This is a genomic window from Bradyrhizobium sp. AT1, assembly GCF_001590795.1.
GTDB lineage: Bacteria > Pseudomonadota > Alphaproteobacteria > Rhizobiales > Xanthobacteraceae > Bradyrhizobium.
In genome coordinates, this window is the sequence record NZ_JXDL01000001.1 from 3,411,921 (window position 1) to 3,425,795 (window position 13,875).

The following is a 13,875-nucleotide window of genomic DNA, read 5'->3' on the forward strand; positions in this document are numbered from 1 at the left end:
GCAATGCACGGGACGCAGCCGGATCAAGCCATTGCGCCGCTCCGGACATCGCTGATCCGTGCCGCCCTCGCGCTGGTCGTCATTGCCTGCGGATTGTCGCTGCGCTGGTACGGCTTTCCACTCGGCCTGCCCGCCTTCGTGGTGAAGTATGGCGGCTCGCTCTTGTGGGCCACGATGGTGTTTCTGCTGGCCGGAGCTTTGCTGCCGCGACTCACGCGGACGCAGATTGCAGCCGTCGCGGCCATCATCGCCATCGTCGTGGAATTCTCCCGGCTGGTGCACACGCCCTGGCTCGATGCGTTCCGGCTCACCACATCCGGCGCGCTGCTGCTGGGACGCATCTTCTCGCTGTGGAATCTGGTGGCCTATGCGATCGGGATCGGGCTCGGCGTCTGGATCGATCGGATGATCGCGATGCGTAGGGCGGATTAGCGGAGCGTAATCCGCCTCTGCTCCCTTCGCTGCGACAGCCCTGGCGGATGACGCCTTCGGCTAATCCCGCCCTACGAAGTCGCAGCTACTCCGCCAGCTGAAACCGCTCGAAGCGACCGAGCTCGTCCTCGATCTTCTGCTTGAGCTCCTTGCGCCCTGCCGTCTTCTTGCCCTGCCCGACCCAGGTCCATTTCTGCACCAGGAGCTTCCCGGCCTGCCGGTCGGTCTTCAGGTCGAGCGCGGCGACGATCTCGTCGCCGACCAAGACCGGCAGCGCGAAATAGCCGAGCTTGCGCTTGGCCTTCGGCACATAGGCTTCGAACAGATGATTGTAGCCGAAGATGAGATTGGTGCGCTTGCGCTGGATGATCAGGGGATCGAACGGCGAGAGGATGTGGACGAGATCGGGCGGGACCGCTTCACCGCTCGGCTCGAGCGAGGCCGGGGCGGCCCAATGCTCCTGCTTGCCGGCGCCATCGATCGCAACAGGCACGAGCTCGCCGCGGCGGACGCGCGCGGCGACGAGGCCGGCCACCGCCTTCTTGCGCGGCGCATCGAGATGACAGATCGAATCGAGGCTCACCACGCCTTGCGAGCGTAATGCGCGGTCGAGCAGATAGGCCGTGATCTCCCTGGCCGAGGCCGGCCTCGGCAGCTTGTCCCAGCCGAAATGACGCGTCATCAGCTCGTAGGTCTTGAGCATCCCCTGCCGCTCGCTGATGGTCACGGCGCCGGTATAGAAGGCGAGCTGCAACGCCCGCTTCGAGGGCTTGCGGCTCTGCCACAAATGCTCCTTCTCGGTGAGCACGTCATCCTCGATGTCGCGGATTGTCAGCGGCCCGGCGCGCACCAGCCGCATCACCTTGCGCATGTCGGCGGGCTTCACCGAGGCGAACCATTTGTGCCCCTCGCGCTGATGCTCGCGCATCGCCGGCCGGAAGAAACGGAAATCGTCAGCCGGAACGTAAGAGAGCGCGTGCGTCCAATATTCGAACACGCGCTTGTCGACGCTCTGGGCGTGGCGCAGATCGGCGCGGCGGTAGGAGGGGATGCGGCTGAACAGGATATGGTGATGGCAGCGCTCGATGACGTTGATGGTGTCGATCTGCACATAACCGAGATGGGCGACCGCGTCCGCGACGGCCTGCGCGCCCTCGCCGAACGGAGTACGTTCGTCCAGCCGCTGGGCGCGTAGCCAGATCTGCCGGGCTCGTGTCGTGGTGAGGGGAACAGGCTTGGGCGTGCGTGACATTGCAGAATGCAATGTAGCGGGATTCGCGCCGGGAGAAAGCTGTCGACCGGAACCGGCAAAGAAAAAGCCGCGCTGCCATCTGCTGACAGCGCGGCCGTTCGATGTCGCCGAGGCCTACTTCGCCATCATGGCCTTCTGCGACTTCATGTAGTGCATACAGGCGCTCTTCATCTTGCCATTGCTCATGTCGGTGTTGGCCATGGCCATTTCCTTGTTCGACGCCATCTTGGCCGGGGTGTCGGGCGTGCCGCCCATCATCGCGGCGGACTTCATCATGTTGTCCTTGGTGCACGCCATCATCGCAGCGGACGCCGGGGACAGCGAAAGGGTGAACGCGACAAAGGCTGCGGCGGTGAGCAAGATCTTCATCGAAAAGTCTCCTCCGTAAAACGAAACCGGCGTCATGCCGGCCTTCGCAATTACGTATTCTCTCGCGTCGGCGTTTCGCGGAGAAGACAATTTTCTTGCTGCGATGCAGTGAAGGGCGCTTCAGCGCGACGATCCGTTCGCAGAGGTTTCGGTGCGAGCCCGTGCACCTCAACGTGATCCAGGACACACCAGGCCCGCCGCCGTGTGAACCTATCCCGCGGAGACTGCGACCACTGCTATTGGGACGATCAGCGCCGCCGCCGGAGCGGCCGCAAATCGCGCCGGTCCGCGCCCGGAACGCCGGGAAATACGCGAAAACGAGCCTGAAAGCGCTTTAGCCAGCGTGACCAAGATCACATCGGGGCTTTTGAACCCGACCTATGCTCGCAGCATCAAATCGCTATCAGGCGTAACAGCGAGGATACGACAATGACCCGTTTCGATAAATTCTTTGGACTGAAAGCGATAACCCTTTCCGCCGCGCTGTCGATGACGGCGGGCCTGGCTCTGGCCGGCGACAGCAATGTCACCACTGGCCAGATCCTGGATGCACTGAAGCCGAAGCCGGCAACCCGCGGCCTGTCCGTCGGTCCGCAGGCCGACACGACCGTGCAGGCCAAGGAAGCGACCTTCCTGAATACCGTGCGCAACCGCTCGACCCGGTCGCTCTCGACCGGCGAGCGCGAGCAGATCGCCGAGCTCGCCGCGACCAAGCCGAAGATCGACCTGGAGATCCAGTTCGACTACAACTCGGCCGATATCGCCAAGACCTCGATGGCCTCGGTGCAGGCGCTCGGCAAGGCCCTGTCCGATCCGGCGCTCAAGGGCTCGACCTTCGTGGTCGCCGGCCATACCGACGCGACCGGTGGAGAAGAGTACAATCAAGGCCTCTCCGAACGGCGCGCCGACACCATCAAGAAGTATCTGGTGCAGAATTACGGCCTGAACGGCACCGACCTCGTCACCGTCGGCTATGGCGAGACCAAGCTGAAGGATACCGCCAACGGCGCCGACCCGATCAACCGCCGCGTCCAGGTCGTGAACATGGACACCAAGACCGCGTCGAAATGATCTGATGACGACCACCGCCTGCCGTCTCTCCGGCAGGCGGACCGTCGCTCAAACCGGCACCGGCCCGGCGAGCGCCTCCCGGACCAGCCGCGCGAGCTCGGCCTTGCGGTAGGGCTTTTCCAGAATCAGGGCCCCCTGTCGGACGTGGCCGTTCGCGGCCAGCGTTTCGAGGGCGTAGCCGGAGGTCAGCAGCACGTGCAGCGCGGGCCTCTCCTTGCGGGCGAGGCCGGCGAGTTCCCATCCGTTGACGCCTCCGGGCATGACGACGTCGGTGAACAGCAGGTCGACATGCGGCGTTGCGGCAAGCGTCTGCAAGGCCTCCTTGCCGTCGACGGCGGAAATCACCTTGTAGCCCAGGCTCTCCAGGCTCATGACCGCATAGGACCGGACGAACGGATCGTCCTCGACGACCAGCACGATTTCCGAACCGCTCTGTGGCACCTCCTTCTCGACCGCCAGCGGCACGCCCTGCGACTTGGTCAGCATGGCCGGAAGATAGATCCGCACGGTCGTTCCCAAGCCCGGCTCGCTGTAGATCGTAACATGGCCGTTGGATTGCTTGACGAAGCCGTAGACCATGCTGAGCCCGAGCCCACTGCCCTTGCCGACCTCCTTGGTGGTGAAGAAGGGTTCGAACGCGTGTTCCAGCACCCGCTTCGGCATGCCCGAGCCGGTGTCAGTCACGGCGATCACGACATATTCACCTGGCCCGACGTCGGGATGCAGGTTGTGGTCACCCGTATCGAGCGAGGCATTGGCGGCCGAAATGGTCAGGCGTCCCCCTGACGCCATCGCATCCTGGGCGTTCAGCGCGAGATTGAGCAGCGCCGATTCGAGCTGCGCGGGATCGGCAAAAGCGGGCCGTAGCGTGGGATCGGCCTGCGTGGCGATTTCGATGTCCTCACGCAGCGTCCGCCGCAATAGCTTATGCATGGATTCGACGAGCTTGTCGCATTGGGTCTCGACCGGCCGCAGCAGTTGCTTGCGGCTGAAGGCGAGCAGGCGCTGCGTCAGCTCGGCGCCGCGTTCGCCGGCGCTACAGATGTCGTCAGCGAGGCGTTTCAGGTCCCCGCGCCCCACCAATTGCTCGGCCAGAAATTCGGCATTGCCGACGATCACGGTGAGGAGATTGTTGAAGTCGTGGGCGATGCCGCCGGAGAGCTGCCCGACCGCCTCCATCTTCTGGGCTTGCATGAGCTGCGCCTCGGTACGCTTGCGGTCGCTCAGATCGTGGATCATGCCGACGAAGATCGACGAGCCGTCCTGCTTGGCCTCGCCGACCGAAAGGTCCATCGGGAAGGTCGTGCCGTCCTTGCGCCGGCCCAGCACTTCGCGGCCGATGCCGATGATCTTCTTGTCGCCGGTCGCGATGAAATTACGGAGATAGCCGTCATGCTCGGAACGGTAGGGCTCCGGCATCAGCACCCGAACGTTCCGTCCGAGCACCTCGTCGGCCTCGTATTTGAACAGCCTTTCGCAGGCCGGATTGAATTTCAGGATGATGCCGTCGGAATCGATCAGGATCACGCCGTCAACGGCGGTGTCGACTACCGCCCGCAACCGCGCAGCGCTCTCGCGCAGCTCGCGCTCGACGCGCTCGCGTTCGGTGAGATCGTGAATGATGCCGGCGAAGATCGAATCACCGGCGACCTGCTTGCTCTCGCCGACCGACAAATGCATCAGAAACGTCGAGCCGTCCTTGCGCCGGCCCACCACTTCTCGGCCTATGCCGATGATCTTGCGTTCGCCGCTGAGGTGGTAATTCTGAAGATATCCATCATGGGCGTCGCGGTGGGACGACGGCATCAGCATCTTGACGTTCCGGCCGATGACCTCGTCGGCGGCATAGCCGAACAGCTTCTCGCAGGCCGGGTTGAACATCAGGACACCGCCGCGCGCATCGATCAGGATCACGCCGTCCACTGCGGTGTCGACGACGGCACGCAGCCAGTCGGCGTTGGGATGGCCCGGCCTGGCGCTGCGGTCTTCCGTGTTCAACGGTGGACGCTCCGAGTCTGATCGAGTCGGGCCAGTCCACACGCACTGATTGATTCAGGCAAGACATTTCGACCAAGCGTATGCACGCCAGCGGGCACTAGATCCAGTTCTGGAACAGCATCAGGCGGCCAAAGGTCCGCATCGTGGTGCCGACGAAGGCTGCGGAGACCGGCAGCATGACCACGAAGCCGGCCGCAGCGACACCGACATAGGCCCACAACAGCCAGCGCGGCAGGCCGTCCCGGCGCAGCACATAGACCAGGGCGAGCGACGCCGCGGTCGCCGCCGGCAGGTAGTAGTAGATGAAGCCGAGTGTGCGGGGCAGCAACGCCCAGGCGAGCCAGGGCCCGAAATAGAACGCCGCGATCAGGAAGGCATCCCAGCGTCGCGCCACCATGAAGTCGCGCAGCACCACGGCGAGCGCAATCAGCGCCGGCCACAACACCAGCGGATTGCCGAGAAAGACGATCGCGGAGACGTTATCCTCAGCGCTCTTGTCGAACAGGAACCAGACGGGACGGGCGAGCAGCGGCCAGGACGGCCACGAACTCATATAGGTGTGGCCGGCAATTGCGGTCGTCGTGTTGTCGGCGAAGATCCGGCGCTGCGCCTCGATCAGGTCCGGCAGCGACGCGCCGTAGAGCGGAACGAAGGCGGCAAGATACGTCACCGCCGGCAAGACGGCGAAGCACAGCACGACATGATGCAGCTTGAAGCCGGGCCACAGGTCCGGCCGATACCAGTCGTCCGGCTTGGCGTCGGCGAACAGCGTGCGCCAGCCCTGCATCAGACGGATCACCGCGACGATGACGATGCAGACGCCGAGCGGAAATAGGCCGCTCCATTTGCAGGCCGCGGCGAGACCGAACAGGCCGCCCGCGAGCGCGAACAGCGGCTGCGGCCGTTCCCGTCGAAAACCGTGCATGAAAGCGGCGATCGCGAGCAGACCGAAACCGAGCGCAAAGATATCGAGCATGGCGATGCGCGCCTGCACATACAGCATCTGGTTCAACCCGGCGATCAGCGCCGCCGCGATGGCAGGCCCTTGCGCGGAGAACAGCGCGAGGCCGCACAGATAGATCGCGACGATCGCCAAAGCGCCGAACAATGTCGCGGGATAGCGCCAGCCGAGCGCGTTGTCGCCGAACGTCGCGATCGAGGCCGCGATCAGCTCCTTGGCCAGCGGCGGATGCATCGGATTGAGCATCGGCTGCGACATCATTGGTGCCAGCATCTGCCGCGCCGCCGGCACGTAATGCACCTCGTCGAAGACGAACTTGTCCGGCGTCGTCAGTCCGATCAGCAGCGCGAGATGGGCAACCAGGAAAATTGCGACAGCAATGACTGCGCTCCGCGACATCTTCGGAACCGCTGCGGATTCAAGCGGCTGCTGTGGGGATGTTTTGCGTGGCAAATTTGCGTCACCGCGGACAAAAAAACAGATCGCGATTTTCATTGAACGCATTCTGCCGCAACTGTCACTAAGCTTAGCGCACGTCCTGCGCCGCTTGTGATAATTCCGCCACATCAGAAGCGCGCGCGATCCGGTACGATCAGGGACATATCGATCGGTTGCGAAATGAATTTGCGTTTCCTGCTTTTCCCCACACTGCTGTCGGCCGCTCTGTGCGCGGCGCCTTGCGCGCAGGCACAGACGCGCGTTGGCGAAGCCGTCGTGATCCAGAACGAAGTGGTGCGCGTCGCCGCGACCTCGACGCCGATCAGTGTCGGCGACAGCATGTTGCGCGACGAGACCGTGCGCACCGGCGCCGACAGCGCGGCGCGCTTCGTGATGGCCGACAGCACCAATCTGTCGCTCGGCCCCAGGGCCACGCTGAAGCTCGACCGCACCGTCTTCAACGACGAACACAGCTATCGCGATGTCGCGATCCGCATGACCACGGGCGCATTCCGTTTCGTCACCGGACATTCCGAGAAGACCGCCTACAAGATCACGACGCCGCTTGCGACCATCGGCGTGCGCGGTACCACGCTCGACATCCTCTCGCAGCGCGGCCGCTCCGTGGTCGTGCTGCAGGACGGCGCGGCCAGCGTCTGCACGACGAACTCTCAATGCGTGCAATTGACCCAGCCGGGCGACACCGCGATCATCACCTCGACCGGCGGCAAGGTCAGCATCACCAAGACCAACACGCCGTCCTGGACATTCGCCGCCAACTGCGCCGCCAGTGCCGGACTGTGCGCGGTCAACCAGTACGCCGACGCCTCGCCGACCATCACGCCCGCCGTCCATGACGACGGCATGTTGTGCGGGCGCTGACGATGGCGAAGTTCGACGTCAAGCGCCTCATCCTTGCCGCTACGCTGAGCGCTACCGCAGCGCTTGCGCTTGTCACATTCAATGCGCGGCCGGCGGCGGCGCAGGCGGCGGAGTGCGAGTCCGGGTGCGGTGAACCCAATCCCTCTCCCTCCCCGACCTATTCCCCGTCGCCCTATCCGTCACCCACCCCGACGCCGTCCCCTTCCCCGAGCCCCTATCCCTCGCCCAGTCCTTATCCGTCGTCGAGTCCGACACCGACCGGCGCCGATTCCAGCGGCAATTCGATCGGCGGGCTCGCGGGCCAGCGCTTCAACCAGATGATCACCAACCGGGTGCTCGGCACGGTGCTGCTAGGTGTCAACGAGCAGGTCAATTGCAGCGATTGCATCAGCGCGTTCGGCTCGGCCGGCTCGTTCTCGGCGGGCATCCACGGCCGCAAGGAGCTCACCAACAATCTGTCGCTGCTCGCCGGCATCGCCTACACGCAGTACAACGAGGGCGGCTACAAGATCACGAGCGCGCCGATCGGCGCCTTCGCGCTGCGCTACGACTTCACCGATTGGGGCTCCTCGCGCCCGTTCTTCGACGTCGGCACCATCCTGACACCGTGGGAAAAGGCGCGCTACACCCGCAGCTACAACACCAGTCTCGGTCCGGTGAGCGTGACGAGTTCGACCAACGCCTCGAACTACGCGGTCTACGGCCGCGCCGGCTGGATGAGCCGCGTGTCACCGCGCGACGAGGTCGCAGCCTCGATCGAGGTCTGGCAGCTCTGGCAACGCGTGTCGGGCTATACCGATAGCGCCGTGGCGTTCAATCCGTTCGACGCCAGCATCGCGACCGGCACCGACCGCACCAGCCTCGTCAAGATCGGCGGGCAATGGACACATCTGTTCGGCAGCAACATCGAGACCAACATCAACGGCGGCTGGGTGCAGTCGTTCGCGAGCCGCAGCGGCATCGTCGCCACCGTGACCGGCCAGGGCATGGTGGTCCCGACCATGGGCAACCAGGGCTGGTTCGAATATGGCGGCCGCCTCGGCTTCCGCGTGCAGAAGGGCTGGATCGTCGATCTGTTCGCCAACGGCACGCTGGGCCCGCAGCCTGTCGGCAACACCATTCATGGCGGCGTGGGGTTGCGGATCAATTATTAGCGGCGGGCGTAGTCTCGTAGGTGGGCAAAGCGACTTGTCCGCCGTAGCTCGAAGAGCGAAGGCGGAAGCGTGCCCACGACCTCTCGCAATCGGAAACAGATCGTGGGCACGGCGCAAGAGCGCCCTTGCCCACCCTACGGCACCGGTGTCGGCGTTACGCCGCCGACTTGCCTTCGAACGCCCGACGCAGTTCGGCGACATCCAGCTTCACCATCTTCATCATCGCCTGCATCGCGCGCGCGGCGGCGGCCTTGTCGGGGCTGGTGAGAAACTCGAACATCACCTTCGGCACCACCTGCCAGGCCACGCCCCAGCGATCCCTGAGCCAGCCGCACTGCTCTGCCTTGCCGCCATCAGCGAGGAAGGCATTCCAGACGTGATCGACCTGTGCCTGGTCGTCGCAATGAATCATCAGCGAGATGGCGTGGGTGTATTCCATCTTCATCCCGCCGTTGAGCGCGACCAGAGGCTGGCCGGCCACCGTGAACTCGACGACGAGCACGGAGCCCGTCTTGCCGGACGGGCCGTCCGACACATTGCGCTGAACATGCGAGATTTCGGAATTCGGCACGAGCGAGGTGTAGAACTTCGCGGCGTCCTCGGCATCGCCGTTGAACCACATGCAGGGCACGAGCTTGGGCATGGAGCGTCTCCTCTTCAGCTTTCAATGTTGGCGGGCTTCGATCAGGCGTTCGTCATGCAGGGCTGCGTGGGCACCGCTGCCATGTCCAGCCAGTTCACACCCCACATGTGGCCATCCGGATCCTCGAAGCTGCGGCCGTACATGAAGCTGTATTCGTCCTTCGGACCGGGATCGGCGACCCCGCCCGCGGCCGCGGCCCTGCCGACAAGATCGTCCACCTCGTTCCGGCTGTCGGCGGACAGGCAGAACAGCGCCTGGTTCGAGGTCTTGGCATCCGCAATCGGCTTCGGCGTGAACTGGCGGAATTTGTCGTGGGTCGCCAGCATCACGTAGATGGTCTCGGAAAAGACCATGCAACTCGCCGTGTCGTCGCTGAATTGCGGATTTCTGATCCCGCCGACCGCCTCATAGAAGGCGGTCGCACGCTTGAGGTCGGTCACGGGCAGATTGAGGAAAATCATCCTGGGCATCGGCAGCTCCTTGGGCGGGTTCTGCCCAAGGACGTATGGCCCGACGGCCACCCGACACGGCTTCCGACTATATTTTGGCCCCCGATCTGCGGGGTTCGGTCGCACCGCCCCTTGAGGCAGCCTTACTTCTTCTCGTTCGGGTCCCGGTGCACCGGGTCGATCCACAGCACGGTCTCGGGCTTCTCGATTGGCTCGATGTCGAGGTTGATCGCCACCGCCTCGCCGTCGCTGCGCACCAGCACGCATTCCAGCACCTCGTCCGGACTGGCGTTGATCTCCTGGTGGGGCACGTAAGGCGGGACGAAAATGAAATCGCCGGGGCCTGCCTCCGCCGTGAATTGCAGGCTCTCGCCCCAGCGCATCCGCGCCTTGCCCTTCACGACATAGATGACGCTTTCGAGATGGCCGTGGTGATGCGCGCCGGTCTTGGCATCCGGCTTGATGCTGACAGTGCCCGCCCACAATTTCTGCGCGCCGACGCGTGCGAAATTGATCGCGGCCGCGCGGTCCATGCCTGCCGTCGAGGGCACGTTGGTATCGAGCTGGTTGCCGGGAATGACGCGCACGCCGTCATGTTTCCAGCGATCGTCATGATCGTGGTCATGGTGAGAATGCGAATGGTCATGGCCGGTCATGGGACTTGCTTTCTGTTGGTTCCGTGCGCGGCAAACTAACCCGAAGCCGCGCCCGCGAGCCATACCAAAATTGGAACCCTCGTAGCCCCGGGACGTTGACTACACGACCAGATGAAAAGGAGAGTTTCATGGGCAGCACCACCGACAAGATCAAGGGCAACGCGAACGAAGCAATCGGCAAGGCCAAGCAGGGCATCGGTGAAGCCACCGGTTCCGAGCGCTTGAAGGGCGAAGGCGTCGTCCAGGAAGTCAAGGGCAAGGGCCAGCAGGCCATGGGCGATGCCAAGGACGCCGCGAAGGAAGCGATCGATCGCGCCGCGGCGGCGGCCAAGCGCGCGACGGAATGACGCGAGCAAGATCGAAATGCGAAAAGACCGGCCGCAAGGCCGGTCTTTTTGTTTGGATCGACCTCTATCCGTCATGGCCGGGCTTGGCCAGGCAAGAAGATGTCGGCTGCGCCGTCACTTCACCGCGAGCAATTCCACGTCGAACATCAGCGTCGCATTCGGCGGAATCACGCCGCCGGCGCCGCGAGCTCCGTAGCCGAGCTGCGGCGGGATGATCAGCGTGCGCTTGCCGCCGACTTTCATGGAGGCAACGCCCTCGTCCCAGCCGGCGATGACGCGGCCCTTGCCGATCGGGAATTCGAACGGCTCCTTGCGATCGACGGAGCTATCGAATTTCTTGCCCTTCTGGCCGTTCTCATAGAGCCAGCCGGTATAGTGCATTACGCAGATCTGGCCCGGCTGCGGCGAGGCGCCGGTGCCGACGGTGGAGTCGATGATCTGCAAGCCTGAAGCTGTGGTCATGGTCTTTCCTGCGGTCTGGGCCGAGGCCGTGGTGGAAACGAAATGCGACACGCTGGCGATCACGGTGATCGCGAGTGCCGACATCAGGGCGAGGAGTGCGCGCTGAAAACGCTGCATAAAACACCTTCCGTTTGAGGCGGGAGGTGTCTAGCGCAACGCCGTCGCCGTTTCCACCCCTCACACCTCGATATTTTCCAGCCGGACCGGGAGCTTGCGGATGCGCTGACCAGTGGCGTGATAAATCGCGTTGCAGATCGCGGCATTGGTGCCGACATTTGCAAGCTCGCCGAGCCCTTTGACGCCCATCGGGTTGATGCGATCGTCCTGCTCGGAGAGCATGATCACCTCGACGCCGGCGACGTCCGCATTCACAGGCAAAAGATAGTCGGCCAGATTGTCGTTGACGTACCGCGCATTGCGCTCGTCGATTTCCGTGGCCTCCAGCAGCGCCGACGACATGCCCCAGATCAGGCCGCCCATCAGCTGGCTGCGCGCGGTGCGCGGGTTCATGATGCGGCCTGCCGCAAAGGCGCCGACCAGACGGGGGCAGCGGATCTCGTGCGTGAAGCGGTTGACGCGGATTTCGACGAACTCGGCACCGAAGGCGTAGGCGATCTGATCCTTCATGGCATGACCGCCGACCAGCCGCACCTGCCCCTTGTGCATGGCGCGGAAGGAATCCAGCGGCGCGCCTTCCGGCTTCCACTCACCATATTCCTCGACGACGCCGACCCCGAGCGCATCAAATGCCTTCTCCAGGTCGAGCGGACGGTCGCCCTTCGCCGCTTGCGTTGCCGGCGTCTGGCCAAGACCCACGGTCTCCTTGGCCCGGTCGGTCAGGCTTTGGCTCGGCATCACCGCCTTGAACAGGCGCTGGCGAATCTGATCGCATACCATCATCACCGCCGAACAAGTGCTCGCGGTCGAATTCGATCCGCCGGCAACCGGCGCCGGCGGCAGATCACTATCGCCCATGAAGACGGCGACTTTCTCGAGCGGCACGCCGAGCCGCTCGGCCGCGGTCTGCGCGATCACCGTGTAGGCACCGGTGCCGATCTCGTGACCGGCGATCTCGACCCGGGTACGGCCGTCACGCTGCAGGCGCACGCGCGCAGCAGACGGCCCCATCTGCGTCGGGTAGCAGGTGGCGGCACAGCCATAGCCGATCAGCCAGTCGCCTTCCGACATCGATTTCGGCTGAGGCGAGCGCCGGGCCCAGCCGAACGCCTTGGCGGCCTCATCGAAACAGGCCATCAGCGAGCGGGACGTATAGGGCTTGCCGCCGATCGGCTCGTTGGTGGTGTCGTTGAGGCGGCGCAGCTCGACCGGGTCCAAGTTCAGCTTCACCGCGAGCTCGTCCATCGCGCTCTCCAGCGCGAACAGATACGGCACCTCCGGCGGCGAGCGCATGAAGCCGGGGGTGCTGCGATCCGCACGCACGATCGACACCAGGCTGGCGACGTTCGGACAGGCATAGAGGCGCGCCGTCGTCTTGGTGCCGCCGACGCAATAGGCGTCCGCGCGAGAGGAGATCTCGGCCCCCTCATGCCTGAGCGCCACCAATTTACCGTCCCGGCTCGCGCCGAGCTTCATCTCGTGCCGAGTCTCGGCGCGATAGGTCGCGATGGTGAAGCCCTGATCGCGGGTCGGGACGAGCTTGATCGGACGGTTCAAGCGCCTGGCAATGCCGGCGATGATCGCGGTCCGCGGCGTCATCGAGCCGCGAGACCCAAAGCCGCCGCCGACGTAAGGATTGACCACGCGCACCTTGTCGGCATCGATGCCGAGCTGCTCGGCAACGCCGTGCTTCAGCCCATGGACGAACTGGCTCCCCTCGTAGATGACGAGGTTGTCGCCCATCCACACGCAGCTCGTCGAGAACAGCTCCATCGGATTGTGGTGCTGCGCCGGCGTTTCGTAGGCGGCGGTCAGCTTGACCTCGGCTTCCTCGAACGCCTTGGCGAAATCGCCGACTTCAGGGTCTTCCTTGAACTGGGCATTCTGCCCCTTCGCCGCCGCCGTGGTGGTGCCGGGCGAGTCGAAAGTCGCGCTCGGGGCCGTGGCGGTGTAGCTGACCTTGACCCGGTTGGCCGCCTCGCGCGCAGCCTCATAGCTTTCCGCAACGACAACAGCGATAATCTCTCCGTCATGGGCGATCTCGGCCGACTTCAGCGGCTGGATCGTCGTGCCCGCATAACCGCCATTGCTGAACAGCTTCGACTCCTTCAGTTCCGGCGCATTCTCGTGGGTGACGATGTCGATCACGCCGCGGACACGCTTGGCGCCATCGAGATCGAAACTGTCGATGCGACCTTTGGCGATCGCACTGGTGACCAGGAATGCATAGGCCGGATTGTCCAGCGGCATGTCGGACGCATAGGTGGCGCGCCCCGTTACCTTTGCAGCCGCGTCATAGCGCGGCACCGGCTGGCCCATGTTCGTCTTCGGCTCGGGAGCTGCAGCGGTCATGATCAGATCTCCATCGTTACGGCCTGCTGGAGCGCGCGCGCCACCACACGCTTGCCGAGCGCGATCTTGAAGCTGTTGTGCCGGCGTCCCCTGGCGTCCGCAAACGCGGCGTCGGCAACCCGCTGTGCGAGGCCGTCATCGAACTTCTGCCCCTTCAACACCGCCTCCGCCTCGCGCGCCCGCCAGGGCACGGTGGCGACGCCGCCCAGGGCGATCCGCGCGTCCCTGACCGCGCCGTCCTGCACGTCGAGGGCGACCGCAGCCGACGACAGCGCGAACTCATAGGACTGCC

At 64.4% G+C, this 13,875-nt stretch carries 14 protein-coding genes and 1 pseudogene; 5 read left to right on the top strand and 10 right to left on the bottom strand.

Annotated features, from left to right (window positions below; translation table 11 throughout):
• Positions 1-3: 3 nt before the first annotated feature.
• The gene (locus tag SE92_RS16035; protein WP_063196635.1) at positions 4-432 is read left to right on the top strand and encodes a ribosomal maturation YjgA family protein; all 429 of its coding nucleotides are present in this window, start codon (positions 4-6) and stop codon (positions 430-432) included.
• 85 nt (positions 433-517) lie between these two features.
• Here SE92_RS16035 and SE92_RS16040 read toward each other — a convergent pair whose 3' ends face one another.
• On the bottom strand, positions 518-1,684 hold the full coding sequence (locus SE92_RS16040) for a winged helix-turn-helix domain-containing protein (protein ID WP_063196636.1): 1,167 nt from the start codon (positions 1,682-1,684) through the stop codon (positions 518-520).
• A 114-nt stretch (positions 1,685-1,798) separates the two neighbouring features.
• The gene (locus tag SE92_RS16045) at positions 1,799-2,053 is read right to left on the bottom strand and encodes a hypothetical protein (protein WP_063196637.1); all 255 of its coding nucleotides are present in this window, start codon (positions 2,051-2,053) and stop codon (positions 1,799-1,801) included.
• A gap of 429 nt (positions 2,054-2,482) precedes the next feature.
• On the opposite strand from SE92_RS16045, the gene SE92_RS16050 reads away from it, so the two are divergent.
• Complete coding sequence (locus SE92_RS16050) at positions 2,483-3,124, top strand: OmpA family protein (RefSeq protein ID WP_063196638.1); 642 nt, start codon at positions 2,483-2,485, stop codon at positions 3,122-3,124.
• A gap of 48 nt (positions 3,125-3,172) precedes the next feature.
• On the opposite strand, the gene SE92_RS16055 is transcribed toward SE92_RS16050, so the two are convergent.
• Positions 3,173-5,122 carry a hybrid sensor histidine kinase/response regulator gene (locus tag SE92_RS16055; protein ID WP_063196639.1) on the bottom strand — a complete coding sequence of 650 codons (1,950 nt, stop codon included), beginning with the start codon at positions 5,120-5,122 and terminating at the stop codon, positions 3,173-3,175.
• Between the two features lie 97 nt (positions 5,123-5,219).
• Positions 5,220-6,650, bottom strand: a complete 1,431-nt coding sequence (locus tag SE92_RS16060) for a phospholipid carrier-dependent glycosyltransferase (protein ID WP_063196640.1) — start codon at positions 6,648-6,650, stop codon at positions 5,220-5,222.
• Positions 6,651-6,701: 51 nt separating this feature from the next.
• Between SE92_RS16060 and SE92_RS16065 the strand changes: the two genes are divergently transcribed.
• Both SE92_RS16065 and SE92_RS16070 read left to right on the top strand, forming a co-directional pair.
• Positions 6,702-7,403 carry a FecR family protein gene (locus SE92_RS16065; protein ID WP_063196641.1) on the top strand — a complete coding sequence of 234 codons (702 nt, stop codon included), beginning with the start codon at positions 6,702-6,704 and terminating at the stop codon, positions 7,401-7,403.
• 2 nt (positions 7,404-7,405) lie between these two features.
• Complete coding sequence (locus SE92_RS16070; protein WP_063203563.1) at positions 7,406-8,557, top strand: hypothetical protein; 1,152 nt, start codon at positions 7,406-7,408, stop codon at positions 8,555-8,557.
• 154 nt (positions 8,558-8,711) lie between these two features.
• Here SE92_RS16070 and SE92_RS16075 read toward each other — a convergent pair whose 3' ends face one another.
• The 3 genes from SE92_RS16075 to SE92_RS16085 form a co-directional block, all read right to left on the bottom strand.
• Positions 8,712-9,200: a VOC family protein gene (locus SE92_RS16075; RefSeq protein WP_063196642.1), complete on the bottom strand. Its 489-nt coding sequence runs from the start codon at positions 9,198-9,200 to the stop codon at positions 8,712-8,714.
• Between the two features lie 41 nt (positions 9,201-9,241).
• Positions 9,242-9,670 carry a VOC family protein gene (locus SE92_RS16080; protein WP_063203564.1) on the bottom strand — a complete coding sequence of 143 codons (429 nt, stop codon included), beginning with the start codon at positions 9,668-9,670 and terminating at the stop codon, positions 9,242-9,244.
• 122 nt (positions 9,671-9,792) lie between these two features.
• Positions 9,793-10,305, bottom strand: a complete 513-nt coding sequence (locus tag SE92_RS16085) for a cupin domain-containing protein (protein ID WP_063196643.1) — start codon at positions 10,303-10,305, stop codon at positions 9,793-9,795.
• A 128-nt stretch (positions 10,306-10,433) separates the two neighbouring features.
• On the opposite strand from SE92_RS16085, the gene SE92_RS16090 reads away from it, so the two are divergent.
• Entirely contained in the window at positions 10,434-10,652 is a 219-nt protein-coding gene (locus SE92_RS16090; protein ID WP_063196644.1) for a CsbD family protein, read from the top strand.
• 114 nt (positions 10,653-10,766) lie between these two features.
• Here the strand turns inward: SE92_RS16090 and SE92_RS16095 are convergent, their stop codons facing one another.
• From SE92_RS16095 to SE92_RS16105, 3 genes and pseudogenes are all read right to left on the bottom strand, one after another.
• Positions 10,767-11,231, bottom strand: a complete 465-nt coding sequence (locus SE92_RS16095; RefSeq protein WP_036013901.1) for an FKBP-type peptidyl-prolyl cis-trans isomerase — start codon at positions 11,229-11,231, stop codon at positions 10,767-10,769.
• A gap of 60 nt (positions 11,232-11,291) precedes the next feature.
• Positions 11,292-13,583, bottom strand: coding sequence for a xanthine dehydrogenase family protein molybdopterin-binding subunit (locus SE92_RS16100; RefSeq protein ID WP_063196645.1), 2,292 nt, complete (start codon positions 13,581-13,583; stop codon positions 11,292-11,294).
• Between the two features lie 2 nt (positions 13,584-13,585).
• A pseudogene (locus SE92_RS16105) lies at positions 13,586-13,875 on the bottom strand (FAD binding domain-containing protein); the annotation flags it as partial.